This is a genomic window from Mediterraneibacter catenae, assembly GCF_008691045.1.
GTDB lineage: Bacteria > Bacillota > Clostridia > Lachnospirales > Lachnospiraceae > Mediterraneibacter > Mediterraneibacter ornithocaccae.
On record NZ_VMSO01000005.1, the window covers coordinates 111,798 to 131,626 of the forward strand.

The 19,829-nt window shown below is 46.7% G+C and carries 15 protein-coding genes and 2 tRNA genes; 5 read left to right on the forward strand and 12 right to left on the reverse strand.

Going from position 1 to position 19,829, the window contains the following annotated elements:
- Positions 1-14 precede the first annotated feature (14 nt).
- From FNY66_RS05775 to FNY66_RS05785, 3 genes are all read right to left on the reverse strand, one after another.
- Complete coding sequence (locus FNY66_RS05775) at positions 15-2,756, reverse strand: translation factor GTPase family protein (protein ID WP_150310549.1); 2,742 nt, start codon at positions 2,754-2,756, stop codon at positions 15-17.
- Between the two features lie 116 nt (positions 2,757-2,872).
- On the reverse strand, positions 2,873-3,676 hold the full coding sequence (locus FNY66_RS05780; RefSeq protein ID WP_087150972.1) for a polysaccharide deacetylase family protein: 804 nt from the start codon (positions 3,674-3,676) through the stop codon (positions 2,873-2,875).
- A gap of 266 nt (positions 3,677-3,942) precedes the next feature.
- On the reverse strand, positions 3,943-4,164 hold the full coding sequence (locus FNY66_RS05785; RefSeq protein ID WP_150310550.1) for a hypothetical protein: 222 nt from the start codon (positions 4,162-4,164) through the stop codon (positions 3,943-3,945).
- 314 nt (positions 4,165-4,478) lie between these two features.
- Here FNY66_RS05785 and FNY66_RS05790 point away from each other — a divergent pair.
- The 3 genes from FNY66_RS05790 to FNY66_RS05805 all read left to right on the forward strand — a co-directional run bounded on the left by FNY66_RS05790 (position 4,479) and on the right by FNY66_RS05805 (position 5,625).
- Positions 4,479-4,550 (forward strand) — tRNA-Gln (locus FNY66_RS05790).
- 35 nt (positions 4,551-4,585) lie between these two features.
- A tRNA-Pro gene (locus FNY66_RS05795) sits at positions 4,586-4,659 on the forward strand.
- Between the two features lie 567 nt (positions 4,660-5,226).
- Positions 5,227-5,625 (forward strand): DUF3221 domain-containing protein, encoded by a 399-nt coding sequence (locus FNY66_RS05805; protein WP_190324796.1) that lies wholly within the window; start codon positions 5,227-5,229, stop codon positions 5,623-5,625.
- A gap of 471 nt (positions 5,626-6,096) precedes the next feature.
- Here FNY66_RS05805 and dapF read toward each other — a convergent pair whose 3' ends face one another.
- The 3 genes from dapF to glnA all read right to left on the reverse strand — a co-directional run bounded on the left by dapF (position 6,097) and on the right by glnA (position 9,254).
- The gene (dapF, locus tag FNY66_RS05815; RefSeq protein ID WP_150310573.1) at positions 6,097-6,933 is read right to left on the reverse strand and encodes a diaminopimelate epimerase; all 837 of its coding nucleotides are present in this window, start codon (positions 6,931-6,933) and stop codon (positions 6,097-6,099) included.
- 112 nt (positions 6,934-7,045) lie between these two features.
- Entirely contained in the window at positions 7,046-7,594 is a 549-nt protein-coding gene (locus tag FNY66_RS05820) for an ANTAR domain-containing response regulator (RefSeq protein ID WP_150310551.1), read from the reverse strand.
- Between the two features lie 328 nt (positions 7,595-7,922).
- Positions 7,923-9,254 carry a type I glutamate--ammonia ligase gene (gene glnA, locus FNY66_RS05825; protein WP_150310552.1) on the reverse strand — a complete coding sequence of 444 codons (1,332 nt, stop codon included), beginning with the start codon at positions 9,252-9,254 and terminating at the stop codon, positions 7,923-7,925.
- A gap of 304 nt (positions 9,255-9,558) precedes the next feature.
- Here glnA and FNY66_RS05830 point away from each other — a divergent pair, with 304 nt between their 5' ends.
- Positions 9,559-10,437 (forward strand): helix-turn-helix domain-containing protein, encoded by an 879-nt coding sequence (locus tag FNY66_RS05830; RefSeq protein WP_150310553.1) that lies wholly within the window; start codon positions 9,559-9,561, stop codon positions 10,435-10,437.
- Between the two features lie 117 nt (positions 10,438-10,554).
- Here FNY66_RS05830 and FNY66_RS05835 read toward each other — a convergent pair whose 3' ends face one another.
- The 5 genes from FNY66_RS05835 to FNY66_RS05855 form a co-directional block, all read right to left on the reverse strand.
- Complete coding sequence (locus tag FNY66_RS05835) at positions 10,555-12,660, reverse strand: amylosucrase (protein WP_150310554.1); 2,106 nt, start codon at positions 12,658-12,660, stop codon at positions 10,555-10,557.
- An 18-nt stretch (positions 12,661-12,678) separates the two neighbouring features.
- The gene (locus tag FNY66_RS05840) at positions 12,679-14,862 is read right to left on the reverse strand and encodes an alpha-galactosidase (RefSeq protein WP_150310555.1); all 2,184 of its coding nucleotides are present in this window, start codon (positions 14,860-14,862) and stop codon (positions 12,679-12,681) included.
- 114 nt (positions 14,863-14,976) lie between these two features.
- Entirely contained in the window at positions 14,977-15,819 is an 843-nt protein-coding gene (locus FNY66_RS05845) for a carbohydrate ABC transporter permease (RefSeq protein WP_087150125.1), read from the reverse strand.
- Complete coding sequence (locus tag FNY66_RS05850; RefSeq protein WP_087150124.1) at positions 15,819-16,691, reverse strand: carbohydrate ABC transporter permease; 873 nt, start codon at positions 16,689-16,691, stop codon at positions 15,819-15,821. The genes FNY66_RS05845 and FNY66_RS05850 overlap by 1 nt, the downstream gene beginning before the upstream one ends.
- Positions 16,692-16,709: 18 nt before the next feature.
- On the reverse strand, positions 16,710-17,993 hold the full coding sequence (locus FNY66_RS05855; RefSeq protein WP_150310556.1) for an ABC transporter substrate-binding protein: 1,284 nt from the start codon (positions 17,991-17,993) through the stop codon (positions 16,710-16,712).
- A gap of 238 nt (positions 17,994-18,231) precedes the next feature.
- Here FNY66_RS05855 and FNY66_RS05860 point away from each other — a divergent pair, with 238 nt between their 5' ends.
- Positions 18,232-19,080, forward strand: a complete 849-nt coding sequence (locus FNY66_RS05860; RefSeq protein WP_150310557.1) for an AraC family transcriptional regulator — start codon at positions 18,232-18,234, stop codon at positions 19,078-19,080.
- Here the strand turns inward: FNY66_RS05860 and FNY66_RS05865 are convergent, their stop codons facing one another.
- Complete coding sequence (locus FNY66_RS05865) at positions 19,081-19,746, reverse strand: YczE/YyaS/YitT family protein (RefSeq protein WP_190324797.1); 666 nt, start codon at positions 19,744-19,746, stop codon at positions 19,081-19,083. It lies immediately after the preceding gene.
- Between the last annotated feature and the right edge of the window lie 83 nt (positions 19,747-19,829).

The following is a 19,829-nucleotide window of genomic DNA, read 5'->3' on the forward strand; positions in this document are numbered from 1 at the left end:
CAGTTTCTTCTTTTTTATACAGGCCAGTTTCCTTTTCCCAGTCTGATCTCTTCCATTTCTTTTGCCGTGTCTTCTCCGAGATAGTCAAACAGGTATGTCCGCAGGATATCCCCTTTCTCAAGATGTTCTCCCCTGATTTCTTTCAGTGCAAGCTCTACCTCTTCTTTCAGTCCCGCTGCGGACATGCGGTGTGCCCCCTGCCCAAGGATGATGACCTGTTCCAGCGCATCCGAAGTGGCCACCGTGACACTGTGGTGTTTTGAAATCTTCCGTACCGTCTTCTCTATATATTGATCCGCTGTCTCAGCCTCTTTCGTATAGACTATATGGATATTGTGGTATTTCGCGACTTCGCCCGGATTACCCTCCACCTTATATGCATCAAACACAAGGATCAAAGTACATTTCCGGTATCCCTGGTAATTGCACAGGATATCCGCAAGCCTCCCCCTGGCCGCCGCCAGATCGATCTCGGAAAGCTCCCGCAGCTCGTCCCACGCGAAAATGATATTGTATCCGTCTACAAGAAGGTATTCCTCTCCACTTGTCTTTCTCTTCCTGTCTGCTGATGTATCCCGGTTCCGCCATCTGTCGTCTTCGCTGGCAGCCGATACTTTTACCGGAGTACTGCTGATATTCCTTCTGACAGGATCCGGTGTACGAACATAGATAGCATCCAGTTCTTCCCGGGTAAGTTCGATCGTCCTCGACGCAGCCTGAGCCCGTACAAGCCGTGCCGCCTGCCGCCGGTCCGTTCCTTCCCCCTGTTCCTCTGCAGCTTTCATCGTGCTCTCAACATGCATATATTCTTCCACCTGATACCACGGCACGATAAAACCGGCTCCGTGGGCACAGAATACAGAATCCGCCGTATTGTCGATGTCGCTGTCCGGATCATAGTTGATCTCCTCGACAACATTTTCCGCATCATGACAGACATCATACCCTTTCAATGTACAGAACAGCCGGCCGAATCCGCCTGTATATGCGGCAAACTCTTTCTGGTAGCCGCGCATCTCAGATACCGGGGCGCTCCCCGTAAGGACCGCCTGGTCATTCTCTGCCTCCGGGCCTTCAAAAGTCCCGTTCATCCTCTGGATATCTGTCATAGCTCTCCCTACATTTTCCATAGGGAGCTCCATACGGAACTCATAATACGGCTCCAGCAGGACGCTTTCTGCCTTCATCAGCCCCTGACGCACTGCCCGGTATGTGGCCTGCCGGAAATCTCCGCCCTCCGTATGCTTCTGGTGTGCTCTTCCGGCCACAAGGGTGATGCGCACGTCGGTCAGCACAGAGCCTGTGAGCACGCCCCTGTGCTCTTTTTCCTCCAGATGTGTCAGGATCAGTCTCTGCCAGTTACGGTCCAGGATATCCTCACTGCACTCGGAAGAAAACTGCATGCCGGATCCTCGCTCTCCCGGCTCCAGCAGAAGATGTACTTCCGCATAATGACGCAGCGGTTCAAAATGTCCGACGCCTTCCACCGGGCCTGCGATCGTCTCTTTATATATGATCCTGCCCTCTCTGAATTCTACGAGAACTCCGTACCGGTCTTTGATCAGTCGCTGCAGCACCTCAGTCTGCACCTCTCCCATAAGCTGGATGTGTATCTCCTGCGTTTCTCCTGCCCACACGATGTGAAGCTCCGGCTCCTCTTCCTCAAGCTGACGAAGATTCGTCAGCATTGTATGGACATCGCATCCTTCCGGCAGTTCTACTCGATAAGTGAGCACTGGTTCGAGTACCGGGATATCAGAGTCTTTCTCTTCTCCCATTCCCTGCCCCGGATACGTTCCTTCGAGCCCAGTCACTGCACAGACCATTCCTGCCTGCGCACTCTGCACCAGCTCATATCTGACTCCGGAATAGATACGGATCTGGTTTACTTTTCCTTCTATGCCCGGGATCAGTTCTTTTACTTTCAGTTCTCCGCCTGTCACTTTGAGATAAGTCAGCCTGTTCCCCTGCGGATCCCTGGCGATCTTATATACCTTTGCCCCGAACTTTTCCGGATACTCCGGACTGATACTATATTCCCTGATTCCGTCCAGAAGCTCTGTTATTCCTTCTGCTTTCAGGGCCGAACCGAACCAGCAAGGAAATACTTTACGCTCTGCTATGGTCCGTCTCAGTGTATTTTTGCAGATACTGCCTGTTTCAAGATACTCCTCCAGCATCGCATCGTCACAGACGGCGAGACTTTCCAGTCTGTCCGGATTATTTTCCCGGATTGCTTCAATATCTGTGCAGCCTTCGTCGAGCCTGCCTTTAAGTTCCGACATTAACGCATTCCGGTCCGTTCCTTCCCGATCCATTTTGTTGATAAATAAAAATACCGGAACATTGTAACGCTTCAGCAGACGCCACAGAGTCACTGTATGCCCCTGCACTCCGTCTGTACCGCTGATCACCAGGACAGCATAATCAAGCACCTGCAGCACACGCTCCATCTCAGCAGAAAAATCCACATGCCCCGGCGTATCAAGAAGAGTGAGCTCAATATCTTTCCAGCTAAGGACCGCCTGCTTGGAAAATATCGTGATGCCCCGTTCCCTTTCCATCTCATATGTATCAAGAAATGCATCCCCGTGATCCACTCTTCCCATATCACGGATGCTGCCGCTCAGGTAGAGCATTCCCTCCGATAATGTTGTTTTTCCTGCATCCACATGGGCGAGGATACCGACGTTGAGTCGTCTCTTCCGCTGCCCCGCTGTCTTGTTCTCTTTATTATTATCAGACGTATTTCCCATAGAAAATACCCCTTTCTGTTCTATAATTATGCCTTCATAATCATAGCACAGAAAGAGGTATAAGTCGATAAAGCTTTATTTCATTATACTCCACCTGTATAAATCCTGCCCCCGCATCAATTCTGCACGCTGTGGTGGCATACATAACTATCTCTGTCTATTGCCTGAAATTCGTATCCTTTTTCCTTATAATACTCCAAAATCTTTGGCAGCGCCTCAACTGTCGCATCTTTTGTCTGTGTATCATGGAAGAGGATCATGATATGATTCATTTTGTCAGTAACCGCATTCTGCTCTATCTCACCTTTGCCGCATCCTGCCGCATCGCCGCTGTCAAGGTTCCAGTCATAATACTGGTAGCCCTTTTGAGCGACAGATTCGACCAGTCTCGACATAATCCCCTTATTGTACTGGGCTGATACCATATTCGAAGACCCACCAGGAAAACGGATAAAGCACGGAACGAATCCTATCTGTTCCCTGGCGACATTTCCAATCTTCTCCAGGTCATCATAGTATGCCTCATCAGACTCATATACTTTGTCATAATCATGAGTGTATGTATGAAGCCCGATCGTATGACCGGCGTCATAGGCTTCCTTTATATAATGCCGGCAGTCTTCATTTGCACCAGTTATAAAAAACGTAGCTTTCGCATCATACTGTTCAAGGATATCCAGTATTTTTTTTGTATTTTCAGAAGGGCCATCATCAAATGTAAGGTATACCACTTTTTTATCGTCCTCTGGTTCCGTCGTTCCAACCGGCATCCCCGGCTGTACAGACGAAGAAATGGCCCGCTGTTTCTCAACTGCCGTCCTGATCGTTCCTGCCACAGCCTGAGTCTCCGCAGTTGTCCTGCTGACCAGCTGTTCCGCCGCTTCTCTGCTTCTGCCTGCCTCCTTACTGTTTGCGACCATACAAAAAACTGTCCCGCCGATCGCAAAAAACACCAATGCACATAAAATTATTGCATTATAATTATAACGACTCCTCCGTCGTTTTCTCTCTTGCATATTCTTATTTATCTCCCATTCTCACTAACATATTTCTGTAAGGTTTTCATTAATATGTCAGTATTCATTATAATGGGTATTCTTTAAGAAAGTACTATATTTTGTTTAAAAATTATTAATTTTCATCACATCTCGTACAAAGGAATTTTTCTTCGTTATTCTTTTCTCCGTTATTTCATCATTACTTTCTGTCCGTCAACATCTATATTCTCCAAATTCTGAAAAACCCAGCCGTGTGATCGTGGAGAATAACGAATAATCACCGGAATCCAGCAGTCATTGACAGCCAGATACAGATACTGTCCCGGTCTGACATTTACACTTCTGGATTGTTTTTCGTCAGTAATATAGACACCTGCTTTTGAATCAGTATTCAATACTCCCGTTATCATGTATAACAGCTCCTTTCATTCAGAATTTTTTTCTCTTAAAGGGAAATGAAAATACAGGAATATTTCCCGTACCTCCGCTACAGTATAGTAAGGAAATGTGAACAATATATGGATATTTTTGTAAAAAGTTTTTAAAATTTGTGTTCTCGTTTATTAATAAACCGGCCAGATAATCCGCAATATAAGTTAAATCTTATCTTTTTCAGAAAATTATGTTATAAAATTTGATTGTATAGAAATTAAAAAAAGTGCTTGATTTTTTTGTAAAGTCTGATATAATAACCATGTTGCTTGTGAGAGACAAGCGAAAATGATGCGGAATGGTGTAATTGGCAGCACAGCAGACTCTGACTCTGTTAGTAGGGGTTCAAGTCCCTTTTCCGTAGCTGGGAATTTGCGAAAAGCATGTTCCCTTTTTTATCGGAGTGTGGCTCAGCTTGGTAGAGCGCTACGTTCGGGACGTAGAGGTCGCAGGTTCAAATCCTGTCACTCCGATTTTTTATTGGGATACCGCAAAGTCTGTAAATATGGGCTCTGCGGTGTTTTTTATTTTCTCAAACGGAGCGAGAAAATAGGAATAATCCGTGCTTTTCTAACGTTTTTCTAACACTTTTCTAACGGATTGATATCACGGAACGTGTTATCTAATCCCTGGGAAATACGATTTTTTTGTTTCTGCTTGAATTTATTATATATTTTTAAAGTCACTTCGACATCGGATTGCCCAACCCACTTCTGCACTTCTTTCAGACCGTAATCCTCCGCAAACAGATTGGAAATACAGCTGGCTCGCAGGCTGTAGAAATGCAGGCGATCGTCAAGTTCAGGGATTTTCCGGATAATCTCCTTAAATCTCTGTGTAATGTAATCCAGACGGAACGGACGCCCGTCCGGCCACGTAAATACTTCTCCATTATTTTGTGCATATTGGGAACCAAACAGTCTTTTATTTTATTGATATTCTACAGGATATATCATACACTATAAGTAGAAATATATCGATTTTAGATTTTTCCTCTGACAAAACAAAGTTCCTAGATTTGGTGAAGGAGGTATTTAAAAGTGAAAAAAATAAAAGCTGTTTATATACTTCTCATAGTCTTATGTGCGGTGATGGTAGCAGGTATATTTTTTGTTATCGGTTATAAAACGGCTTATGATCGTATTGAAGCTGCAACAACCACTTTAGAATCTCAAACATTTTATGCGTCCATATCAGATATACGAGACAGCACATTGTCAGTGCAGGGGATGGATGTGAATGATATAAATTTTAGAGGCGATTTTGTTTTGAATATAGTAGAAGAAACAAAAATTGTGTGGCGATATACGGAACTTTCATTCGGAGATCTGGATGTGGGAGATAAGATAGCAGTTACATTTTCTGGTGATGTCCTGGAGAGCTCTCCTGCCCAAATTACACAAGTCGAACAGATTCAATTATTAGACGACGAAATTTGAAAATGAAATAGAAAAAGCAGGTGACATAAGGGACAGTCCGAGTTAATGTAGTAGTCATTTTCTTAGTAAGTTCTCGAAAAATAAAATAATTCATGTCTATTTCTGCATCGTGAAATATAATTAAAAGTGTAGAGATGTAGAGAATTTTTTCAGATCTCAAAGTATGGGAAAAGAAAGGTAAAAAGGATACTCGGATTGGACAGCTAATTATCATACCTGTGATTATTGCAGATTTTGTCTTGGATCTTGGCAGAACACGGGGTACCGGAGCCTTTGGCAGTACTGGAGAATAATCCTTTGCATCCTATATAATTGTTGATTATATAGGAGTTTTCTTATTTTTTTGTGAGACATTATTTTCCCTTTTCAACCTAGCAAAGACAAACCAGCTCGTTCATCAGGCAGCCGATATATAAACACACAGCAGAAAGTCAGGGCGCTGTCGACGCCCCTGACTTTCTGTTCTGTTATTTAAAGATTCCACTCTCCATCAAACACCACTTCCGCCGGTCCTGTCATATAAACCGTATCTTTTTCGCGGTCCCATTTTATCTGCAGATCACCACCCAGAAGCTTTACTGTCACATCATCTTCTGTCAGACCGTTGAGGATACACGCCACTGCCACGGCACATGCACCAGTCCCGCATGCGAGCGTTTCGCCAGACCCCCGCTCCCACACACGCATCTCTACTGTAGTCCTGTCCAGTATTCTGACAAACTCTGTGTTCACTCTGTTAGGAAAACGCTCATGATTCTCGAATTTCGGTCCGATCGTTTCCAGCGGCAGATCTTTAACATCATGATCTACATATACTACCGCATGCGGATTTCCCATAGAAACGCATGTCATGCGGTATTCTTTTCCATCTACAAGGATCGGCTCATTCACAGCTTTGTCTCCCTCTGCCACAACCGGAATCTTCGCCGGTTCCAACACCGGTTTCCCCATATCGACTTTCACCAGTCTGACCTTCCCGTTTTCAACTGTAAGATCCAGGTATTTGATCCCACCCAGAGTCTCCACCGATATGTTCGTCCTATCCGTCAGGCCGTAATCATACACATACTTTGCCACACAGCGAATACCGTTGCCGCACATTTCTCCGCGTGATCCGTCTGCATTGTACATCTCCATCTCAAAATCCGCCTTGTCAGATGGATTGATCATGATCAGACCGTCTGATCCGACACCGAAATGTCTGTCACTTATTTCCACCGCCAGTGCCGACGGATTCTCAATCTTCTCTCTAAAACAATTTACATATACATAATCGTTGCCAAGTCCCTGCATCTTCGTAAATTTCATAAGCATACCCCATACTTTCAAATATTATTTCTCTCCCATTATACACACTGCCTGCCGGAAAACCAACTGAAAGCTGTTATTTTCTTTAAAATCGGAACAGTCGGTTTCATCGTCATTTGTCCATTACAGTCAGGATCATCCTCGCTGTCTCTACCATATCCGTACCGCTCTCCATGCTTGTCTTCTGCACATATTTATGAGCCTCCTCCTCAGTCATATGGTTACGCTCTATCAAAAGCGCTTTTGCCTGATTGATAATCTGACGATCCTTATCACTTCTTGTCTTGCCTGTCTCTCGTTTCTTTCTCCGCCGTCTGTACTGCATCTGTTGGATCATCTCGATCGTACTGACCAGATCATATATCTTGAGAGGCATCGGAAGTCCGACAACACCGTCCGGAATACCGTCCACCCACTTATCAGCCGGCGCGATAAGAAGGATTTCGAAACTGTCCGGCAGATATTCTCTCATCTGTGTATAGTGCATATCCTGCATCTGATGAGCGCACACAACAATGCCGTCACTCCACATTTCTGCGTACTGCAGCACTTTAGCTCCCGTCTGGCAGACAGCAGACACTTCAAGCCCGGATTTCACAAGGATATTTCTTATGTTCACCGCATTTTCCCGCTTTGAAAATGCTACAATGATATTGCTCAAATCCGCGCCACCTCCTGCTATCTTTTATTTCCTATATTTATAGTGCGCTCATGATCACAGTTCGATTCCGCCGCCCCGGCTCCATCTCACTGTTTGGCGTCCGCCATATGCCGGAACCGGCGTCTACCGCCTTTTGCAAGCAAGCTTGTCAGCTGGCTCACACCTTTTTCTCCTCTCGAGCTCTGCTCATGCTCACAGTTCGATTCCGCCGCCCCGGCTTCATCTCACTGTATGGCGTCCGCCATATGCCGGAACCGGCATCTACCGCCTTTTGCAAGCAAGCTTGCACAGCGGTAGACACCAGTTCCGGCGCATGAGCAGACTGGTGTCACATCTTGTACAGATAGTTTTCGATTTCCCAGTCGGTTACCTGCATGCAGTATGCTTTGTACTCTTTTTTCTGCGCTTTTATGATCTTATGCGCCAGGTCTTGTCCGAGTACTTCCAGTATCAGCTCATCTTTTTCCAGTTCTTCTATCGCCTCTTTTATCGATCTGGGAAGTTCCTGCACTCCGAGCTCCGCCCGGCGTTCCGGCGACATCTTCTGGATGTTCTCATCTATACAGTCCGGCGGCATGATCTGATTCTCGATACCGTCCAGGCCTGCCATGAGAAGCACCGCGAGCGCAAGATATGGATTTGCCGTTGCATCCGGGCTTCTCAGCTCAATTCTTGTATTCTCTCCTCTTCCTGACGGCACACGGATCAGCGGACCTCTCGTTTTTGATGACCATCCCATATAGACCGGGGCTTCATATCCCGGCACAAAACGCTTATAAGAATTCACTGTCGGATTCGTGATGCAGGTGATCGCTTTCATATGCTTCATCAGACCGCCGATGAAATAATATCCTTCTTTGCTCAGACCGTTCGGATCATTTTCGCTCTGGAATGTATTTACCCCGTCCCGGCTCAAAGACAGATTGATATGCATACCCGATCCATAAGTTTCAATCTTCGGCTTCGGCATAAACGTTGCATGAAGCCCGTGGCGCTTCGCGATCGTCTTCACCACCATCTTGAATGTCATAAGATTATCGGCCGTCACCAGCGCCTCGTCATACCGGAAATCGATCTCATGCTGTGCCGGCGCGATCTCGTGGTGGGACGATGTGATCTCAAACCCCATATCTTCAAGAGTCAGCACCATATCGCGCCTTGCATTTTCACCAAAATCGACCGGTCCCACGTCGAAATATCCGCCCCTTTCATGTGTAAGAGTTGTCGGCAGGCCATCATCATCAGTATGGAACAGGAAGAACTCACACTCCGGTCCCGCATTAAGCGTATAGCCAAGCTCAGCCGCATGGGCGATTGCCCGCTTCAGTACATATCGCGGGTCAACTTCATATGGCGTACCATCCGTCCGATACACATCACAGATAAGGCGGGCCACCTTTCCCTGCTGGGGCCGCCAGGGAAAGATCTCAAATGTGCTCAGATCCGGATAGAGATACATATCGGAATCCTCTTCACCTGACAGCCCCTCCAGCGAAGACACATCGAACATGCAGCGGTTATCCAAAGCTTTTTCAAGTTGACTGACGGTCACAGCCATATTTTTCATTGCCCCGAAGATGTCGGTAAATTGAAGGCGGATGAAAGCGACATCCTCTTCTTCCACAAGCCGCAGGATATCCTCCCTTGTATAATTATGCATAAAATGAAACCTCCTTTTCATTTGAGTTACCAGTTCAGTCATGCAACGCCAAATTATGAATGGCATGGCTGAGCTGACAGTATGTTCCTCCCAAAAGACAAAAGGGCGTTCTCTGCCTATAGAAAACGCCCTTGTTTCGTCATTCATTATATAGTCTGCTCCCGCAAATGTCAAATCATTCTTAAATACTGCTGCCGTCTATTTTGAAATGTATTACGGGAAAGGATCTCTCTATCGCAAGATTAATCAAAACTCCGGCTATGCTTTGTGATATACTTTCTATCACAGGAAAGAGGTGAGACACATGACATATTCTGCAGAAATACAGGCAGCACTGTCCTATATCGAATCAAATCTTGACAAGCCGCTTACTTTAGACGATATCGCCGGAGCAGCAGGGTTCTCAAAGTATCATTTCCACAGGATATTTAAACACGAGACCGGTATTCCGCTGTATGAATATATCCGTAAGCGCCGCCTTGCAGGAGCCTCACGACTTTTACGGACAACAAACCTCTCCATCCTCGACATCGCGATGTATTTTTGTTTTGAATCACAGGAATCTTTTACCCGGGCGTTCAAAAAAGTCTACAAACTACCGCCCGGAAAATACAGAAGAGCATTAAAAGATCTGATAACAGGAGGTATTGAAATGAGCGATAGATCAGAAATCAAAAACTGGATCATAACAGGCACAGCCCCGGATAAATACCAGTGCCGGATTGATTCCGACATCTTTCACACCGGTTCAAAATGTGTATCAATCAAATCTGCCGGCGAATCGTACACTGTTGATGAATACGCTACAGTCATGCAGCAGTTCAGCGCGAAAGAATACAGAGGCAGACGCGTACGCTTCTCCGGCTTCGTTAAATCCGAAGATGTAACAGGATGGGCCGGGCTCTGGCTGCGGCTTGACGATGCATTCAGCCGCACATTGAGTCTTGACAACATGCAGAACAGGGGAATAGAGGGCACGACCGGATGGAACTGCTATTCCTGTGTACTGGACGTTCCGCAGGACGCCGCTGTCATCAGTATCGGCGTTCTGTTAAGCGGACAGGGGCAGATCTGGTTTGACAACGCCGCTTTTCAGGAAGTAGATCTCTCCATACCAACAACAACGCTCGACCTGACAGGCGAGCTGCCCTCCGCACCTTCCAATCTTTCATTCGAAGAATAGTGAGGTATACTTTCCACACTTTTTCTCAAGATTTCAGTGTCTTTATAACAAATAAGCAACCGGGCATTTTAAAACAGCCCGGTTGCTTATTTGATTATTACGCTTTATAAATGCATATTACAGCTTTTTCTTCATCCAGAAGAATCCCCAGCCCGGCAGATCCACCGTCGTCACTTCCGCCTTCTTGCCTGTCAGAAGATCTGTATACTCTGCCGTCTCCGGCATCCATATCGTCTTCGGATAATCGCTGAAGTTAAATACTGCATGGAGTTCTTCTCCTTCTGCCCTTCTGATGATCCAGAGGACAGACTGGTCGCTGTAGTCTTTTGTATATACTTCCGCATCGGTATTGAACACAGCCTCGTTTCTGCGGATTGCTTCCAGCTTATCCAATGCCTGGAATATTTTTCCCTGCACACTTTCCTTATTCCCGATATTATCCACAAGATCCCAGTTGAATTTTCCTCTGTGGATATAGCGGGAATCCGGTGCTTTCTCCGGATCGTCCTTATAGGTATAGTCATTTACCTGTCCGATCTCATCACCACTGTAAAGCATCGGGATGCCCGACTGGGTGAACATATAGGCATGGAGCATCACATCTTTTGTTATCGCCTGATCCATCTTCTGTTCATCCTGCTCGAATCCCGCACTCTCAACGCCGCACATGGATGCTGTTGTCGCACAGAATCTTGCGTCTCCGGTCACCAGATCTTCGTTGTAGAGCTCACCGCGGCTGACGCTGCCCTCTGTCTTACCCTGGAAATAATCATTCAGATATTTCTTGTGAGGTACTTCCTCCATGCCCCACGTTTTCAGAGTGTCATAATCCAGCCCCCAGCCGATATCGTCATGACATCTCAGATAATTAAGGAATGTGTATTCTCTCGGAAGCGCACACACAATATCCATCTGCTTTCTTAAAAGCCTGATGTCTCTTGTTGCGACCGTGTTCCACGTTGTCGCCATAGTTGTCACATTGTAGAGCATATGACACTCCGGCTTCTCAACCGTACCGAAATACGGAGCCACCTTATCCGGCTCCATAACAACCTCTCCGAGCAGCACGATTCCCGGGCAGACAATTTCACCGATCATACGCATCATACGGACGATCGTGTGTACCTGCGGAAGATTCCTGCAGTTTGTACCCAGCTCTTTCCAGATATACGGCACCGCATCGATACGGATGATATCCATTCCCTGATTAGCCAGGTACAGGAAGTTATACATCATCTCGTTGAATACGCGCGGATTGCGGTAGTTCAGATCCCACTGGTACGGATAGAATGTGGTCATCACATAGTGTCCGAGCTCCGGCAGATAGGTAAAGTTGCCCGGCGCTGTTGTCGGGAACACCTGCGGCACCGTCTTTTCATATTCCTGCGGAATGGAAGGATCTGCATAGAAGAAATACCGGCTCATATATTCCCCGTCTCCCTGGCGCGCCTTCACTGCCCACTCATGATCCTCTGATGTGTGGTTCATGACGAAATCCATACAGAGGCTGATGCCTTTCTCATGGCATTTCTCTGCCAGTTCTGACAGATCTTCCATCGTTCCGAGTTCTGGTTTCACCTTGCGGAAATCAGCCACCGCATACCCACCGTCTGAACGACCCTTCGGAGAGTCAAGGAACGGCATCAGATGGACATAATTCACATTACATTTCTCGAGGTAAGGGAGCTTCTCCTGTACACCTTTGATATTTCCGGCAAAATTGTCGATATACATCATCATGCCGAGCATATCACGCTTGCGGTACCATTCTCCCTCAGCTTCACGCTCCGCATCAAGCGTTTTCAGCTTATCATTACGCTCATCGTAATAGCGTTTCATCTGATCGCACAGCTCTGCAAACATATCATCGTTGCCGTACAGTTCCATATACAGCCAGCGGAGCTCATCATGATGGCGCTCCAGCCGCTGTGCAAAGATTCTGTCATTCTCCTCTTTCTTTGCCTCTTCTTCTGCTTTTCTCGCCGTCTCGGACGCTTTCGCCTCTTCTTCTGCTTTTCTCGCCGCCTCGGCTGCTTTCGCCTCTTCTTCTGCTGCTTTTCTCGCCGCCTCGGCCGCTTCTGCTTCTTCTGCTGCTTTCACCGCTGCTGTCTCTTCTTTTACCGCTTCGACAGCCGGTGCTTTCTTCACGTTCTGCGCTGCTGTCACTGTCTTTCTGTTAGCTGCTGCCTGCTTCTTTCTTGCTACTCTTGATTTCTTTGCCATGATACTATCCCCCGTATATTAATCTTCCTGGACAAAATGCCATTGATATGCCTGATACTCTCCGTGGAGTACAGGTTTCGGCACGCCCGCTTCTCTGAGAGCTGTACTATTGTACAGTTTTCCGGTTGTTGTCTCACGGTACATTGTATTCTCTTTCAGTCCTTTGACTTTAATATAATCTACCGTCATATTTGCATGTTTCTTAATACCAACCACCTGGACCAGTGCTTCTTTCTGATCTTCTGATACAAACTCCCATGCTCCCTGGTTGTCCGTCTGAGGATTCGTAAGGCGGTAATAAAGCCCTCTCTGCACGAGAGCAGCGAACTTCTTGTACTCTGCTATCTGTCGGCGGATCTCTGCTTTTTCTTCTTCACTGAGTTCATTCAGATTCAGCTCATACCCGAAAGTACCGGCAAGAGCCACTGTTCCGCGTGTCTTCATCGGTGTCACTCTCTCGGTCTGATGATTCGGCGACGCAGATACATGGGAACCTACGCAGGAAGCCGGATAAATAAACGATGTACCATACTGAATCTCCAGTCTGTCGATCGGATCCGTATTATCGCTGCACCAGATCTGCGGCGTATAGTACAGCATACCGGCGTCAAAACGTCCGCCGCCGCCACTGCATCCTTCAATCAGAATATTCGGATACCGATTAACCAGACGCTCAAGGAAATCATAAAGTCCCAGCACATAGTCATGCAGTACACGCCCCTGGCTGTCCGCCGTTGCCGAATAAACATCTGCAATGCTCCGGTTCATATCCCACTTGATATATTCCACATTTCCCTGATCCAGTACCGAACAAATCTGGTTGTAAATATGATCTACCACTTCTTTTCTCGAGAAATCAAGGACAAGCTGATGTCTGGACCGATTTGGCCGGCGTCCCGGTATGACAAAGGCCCAGTCCGGATGTTCACGGTAGAGGTCGCTGTCTTCATTAACCATCTCGGGCTCGATCCAGATACCGAATTTGAGGCCCATGTCATTGATCTTCCCAATCAGCTCACCAAGTGTACAGCCCAGTTTTTCCTCATTGACCTTCCAGTCTCCCAGTCCGCGCAGTTCGCTGTCACGCTTTCCAAACCAGCCGTCATCCAATACAAACATCTCAATTCCCAGTTTTGCTGCCTCTGATGCCAGCTTAAGAAGAGACTTTCCTGTGAAATCAAAGTAAGACGCCTCCCAGCTGTTTAACAGAATAGGACGCACGACCTCTTTATATTTTCCTCTACACAGGTGCGTCCGCATGCATCGGTGAAGATTTTGAGAAAGCCTTGCAAGACCTTCGGAAGAATAACTCATGATAACCTCAGGGGACTGGAATTCTTCACCTGCGCTGAGCGGATATGCAAACTGCTCCTCAGAAAATCCCATCAGGAGTCTTGTCTGATAATACTGATCCTGTCCAGCTTCGCTCTGAAAACCGCCGCTGTAAACAAACGCCATTGCGTAGCAGCCTCCCGCATCTTCGGTTGCTTCATGTTCCGCCATAATAACTGCCGGATTATACTGATGACTCGATGATCCTCTCAGGCTTCCGATCTTCTGTACTCCGTGTCCGATCGGCATCCTCTGCATATTTCTCTCCATGGCATGGCGTCCGTAGAATGTAATAAAATCATACTGTCCGCCCACCATATCCAGGCATGCCGGCGCAAGCTTTTTCACAGAAATATGTCCGCTGCTTGCATTTACGATCCGCACACTCCTTGTAATGATATCATACTCCGGGAGCACACTGTAAAGAAGTACTGCCTGTACCCCGGTCACCCGGTCTTCAAGTACCACCTCAAGAGTCTGCGCTTCACTGTCATCCGCATAGACTGCCGGAAGTCCTTCCAGAGCATATTTCCCGTCCCGGATGCTGTGGCTTTCATACCGGAAGTCACTGCAGTAGGTCCGGTCCGTATTCTTGATAATGCACGCCGGCGTACGGTAATCTCCCGTTCCCAGAGAAGGAAATTCCTGCGGCAGAGAATCCATCGAGTATGTCTTGTCATTTCCGGCGTCATACGGATTTCCTGAAAACCCCCTGTCATAATAAGTCAGCAGATAGTCCATGCAGCCTTCTGCATGTTTCCCGTAATACAAATGCAGCAGGAAACCATACTTGTCCACCTGCATCTGATATGTTGTGTTCTTCGTATGAAGAGTAAACGTCTTCTGCGTCTCGTCATATACTATGCTCATAATATTTTCTCCTGATCTGTGAATATTTAGTTTAAAGGAAAAGGGCGGGTGAATGTACTTCTTCGCACATAACACCCGCCCGGGTAAGACGCGCGGATGCGCATCAGGGCTCACTTATTTCACAGCGCCGTTTACCACTCCGTTAATAATATGTTTCTGGCAGATTACATAGAAGATGATAATCGGGATCAGAGCCAGCAGATAGGATGCAAACGCCAGGTTGTAGTTCGTACCGAACTGTGTCTGGAACGTCAGCTGTGCCAGAGGCAGCGTGTTTGATCCTTTTCCTGACATAATGATCAGGGGAGTCATAACATCGTTCCATACTGCCAGCGCCGTAATAACCGCAACTGTCGCATGCATGGGCTTCATGATCGGGAAGATAATCTTCCAGAATGTGCGCCATGTGCTCGCTCCGTCCACTCTCGCCGCTTCTTCAAGTGCGATCGGGATATTTACAAGGTATCCTGTGTAAAGAAGTAAATTCATCGGCATATAGAATACCACATAAAGGATGATAACGCCAGCCCAATTATCAAGATGCATCTCCGCAGTCTGTTTTGCCAGAGGCATCATCAGGATCGCGAACGGAACAAACATACCGCTTACGATAAACAGATATACCAGATTGTAAACCTTGCTGTGCGCTTTATTTCTTCCCACTGCGAATCCCATCAGAGAATGAAGCAGGATACACAGCACGACCGTACTGATCGTTACCAGTAAGCTGTTCCCCAGAGAACGCCAGAAGTCAGTCAGTTCCATTGCCTGTGCGAAGTTGCTCAGGCTCCAGTGTGCCGGCAGGGACAGGATCCCCGAGATACTGTTGGTCATCTCAGACGGCTGCTTAAATGCGATTACAATCGTCATATACAGCGGAAATGCTACTGTAATAAGTCCGATAAACAGAAGGATTGTGATTGGCCAGTTTACTCTTGCTTTCATTTTCTCATACATTATAACTGCTCCTCCTTCTTACTTGATATAGTCATCTGCGCTACAGAGATCGCCACGATTACAATGAAGAATACAACCGCGTTCGCGCTCTGATATCCGAAGCTTCCGCCTGAAAGACCGTTGTTGTATATCAGGTATGAAATAGACTCTGTGCTCTGCTCCGGACCGCCCTTTGTCATAGCCATGATCTGGTCGAATACCATCAGGAAATTCTTTACACACAGAACCATGTTGATGGTGAAGAACGGAATGATCAGCGGGAATGTAAGGTATCTGAACTTCTTCCATCCTGTGGCTCCGTCAAGGTCTCCTGCCTCATATACATCTTCCGGCACTGTCTGCAGACCGGAGATGTAGATGATCGTATTCATAGCGATAGACTGCCATGCGCAGACGATCACGATTGCGATCCATGCCGTCTTGCTGTTAGAAAGCATACTTCCCTGTAATGCCTCGATCCCGAGCGCATCGCCAAGCCCCGGCAGAATGTATGTAAAGAGGTACTGGAAGATGTAACCTACAACCAGCGCTCCGAGTACGTTCGGTACGAAGTATGCCGCTCTTAAGAATGTCTTGCCCTTGATCCTGCTGTTCAGGCCCAGCGCAAGGATCAGACTGATCACATTCGTCACGATTGTAGCCGCAACAGCCAGTTTGATCGTAAAGAGGTAGGATCCGCCGATTCTCGGATCTGTAAACAGATCCATATAGTTGCGGAAGCCTACAAAATCGTATGTACCAAATCCTTTAAAGTTCGTAAAACTGTAAATCACACCGCGGATCAGCGGCACTGTGTTAAAGCAGACAAACAGTGCAAGGATCGGTATTGTGATCAGCATATAAGTCCGCTTGCTGTCATTTACTTTTTTCATAATCTTCCCACTCCTTTCCTACTCGGCGGTACCGTGCTCTTCGTTGTATTCCTGGACTGCACGGATGATATCTCTGTTATATCTCTGCCAGCGTGTATCAAAATCTTTGAGGAATGCGTCCGCATCCTTGTTGATCAGATACGTCTGGATGAGTGCGTCTGCCGCCATCTCTGAAGGATAGTAGTGATCCTGATAGTCCGTCATGTTTCCGGACTCGATAAATGGTGTCATGCCGTCGAGCATCGGAGCAAGGTCGAAGTCTCCGTCTTTACACGGAACCGCATTCTGGTCGTCAATATATGCCTGGATGTTCTCATCCGCCATCAGGAAGTCGAGTACTTCGTATGCAGCCTCCTTGTTCTCACACTCCGCCGTTACTGCAAACATAAGATCCACGCCTGAATTCAGCGTATTCTTCGACGAATCGTCATTTCCCGGCGTCACGAATGAATCGATGTTCATCTCCGGATTTACCGAAAGGATCTGCGGTACTGCATAGCTTCCGATCGGGTACATTGCGGACTCACCGTTTGCAAATGCCGTACATGCATCGTTATAGCCGTATGCGAAAGGATCTTCAGGACCGTAACTTACCAATTCCAGACATTTCTCAGCCACTTCCACATACTCTTCTGAGAATGTTGTCTCACCTGCATTTACCTGCTGACACGTGTCTGCCGGCGCCAGATCGACTGCAAGAGAGTTCCACGGAGCCAGACAGGTCCATGTATCACGGAACCCGAAATAGAACGGCAGGATTCCTTCCGCCCGGATCTCCTCGCACAGATCGATCAGTTCACTCCATGACTCCGGAATCTCCCAGCCATGCTCCTCAAACATATCCTTATTGTAGAGAATACCCGCTGCATTTGCCACATAAGGTACGCCGTATGTGCCGTCTTTCGGCGTGATCTCAAGATTCTCCAGAATATCGATGTACGACTGCTTGACATCTGAAAGTCCCTCATAATCCGATACATCCGCCAGAATATCAGCGTCCACATAATAAGAGTAATTGATGTCCCCCCCTATGCCGATGATGTCCGGGTAATCTTCACGGATGAATCTCGTCCTCATAATCGTACTGGCATCGTTCGGTGAACTGATCGTCAGATGAATATCATCGTGGGTCGCATTGAACTGTTCTTCCACCTGATCGAAGTATGTTGCCGCCTCCGGCTTGTACTGCAGGATCTCAATCTCCGTTTTTCCGCTGTTCTCATCCGAACCGCATCCCGGAAGAATGACTGCTGCAAGCATAGAAACCGCAAGCACCGTACTGATCACCTTTTTCTTTTTCATAGTAGTTTCAGCTCCTTCCTTTTTAGCTTTTCCGCTTATGGTCACATTATATCAATTATAAAATATTTCTAAAATATCTATATCATCCATATTTTATGCCAAAATGCAACTTATATCCGTTTTATGTATAGTGAGGTCGCATTTCGATATATTTCGTGTTATAATTATCCATAAACAGAGGGGAAAAACTTTCTTTTTTGAGCACAATACACATACTGACTAAATTAAGGAGATTTCTATGAGCGAGCCTGTATTTTCTATATTCCCGAATGAGAACTTCGTTGACCTGAGCCTGTACCAGTACGGAATGGAACAGTGTCCTCCTGCATATTCTTTCGGTCCTGCCACAAGGAATCATTATCTGTTCCACTATGTCCTCTCCGGGACCGGCAGGCTGATGGCTAACGATTCCAGGGGGATTTCCCATGAATATCAGATCAGAAGCGGGGAGGGATTCATGATCTTCCCCCGTCAGATCAATACCTACATTGCAGACCCGAAACTTCCCTGGGAATATATCTGGATCGAATTTGACGGCATGCGCGCGCGTGAGATTATCGAGACGGCCGGACTGTCGCCCGACCATCCTGTCTATCACGCTGCCTATAAAGATCTTCGGGAAAATATGAAAGACGAGATGCTGTACATCGCAGAACATCACGATGCTCCGCCTTTTCATCTCATGGGGCATCTCTATCTCTTTATCGACTATCTTTCCCGTTCCTCTTCATCACAGATGACGACAAGCGGACGGGTAAGAGACTTCTATATAAAAGAGGCGCTCAACTACATCGAACAGAACTTCCCGAACGATATTTCCATCGAAAATATCGCTTCCTTCTGCGGGCTGAACCGCACCTACTTCGGGCGTATTTTCAAAGAAACTGTCGGGAAATCCCCCCAGCAGTTCCTGCTCAGCTACCGGATGGCAAAAGCAGCAGAACTCCTGAAGCTGACAGATTTATCCATCAGCGACATCGGCAATGCTGTTGGATATTCAAACCAGCTTCATTTCTCCAGAGCATATAAAAATGTTTATGGGGTATCTCCAAGAGAATGGAGAAATAAGAACCGGGTGATGAAATAGTTATACAGATTTTTCTTTATTGTGCAGGATTGGTTCACTGACATGTCCCCGGAAAAACTGGATGAGCGGACCATTAAAACATGCATTGCATATCGTACCAATCCCCACGATTTCCCACAGATTGCCTCCGGAAACCAAGCAGAAGAACACGCCTATAATAATTACCGCAACATCACTGCATACTCTGGCATACTGAAATTGTATCTTTCCTTTCAACGCTTTTTGTATAATAAATGCTACGCTGTCATAAGGCGCAATCCCCATATCTGCCACGATGTAAAAAGCTACGCCCAGCCCTGCAAACAGACAGCCGGATACAAGGAACAAAATCCTTAAGGGCAGCCCTGCTTCCACCTTAAGCATATCCTCAACGATCCAGCAGATAAAATCCGCTCCGTATCCTACACAGACCATATTGATAATGGTTCCGGCTCCGATATTCTTCCGCACTGTAAAAAAGACCACGACGAGTATGACCGCATTCATAATGAGCTGCCATGTGCCAAAACTCATATGCAAGAAACCGCTGATTCCCAGATTCATGCAGGTAAAAGCATCCACACCGAAATTACTCAGCCGATAACAGCCAACACAAAGACTGATAAACAAAATACCTGTCAGCATCATGACTGTTCTCCTGCTATATGATACTTTCATTTTCTCCATTGTATGTACCTCCTGTTTTCTGGTTCCTATTATACACAAAAGGCAGGAACTGCATTAGTCAATAAGTTAAAAGAAACAGTCAA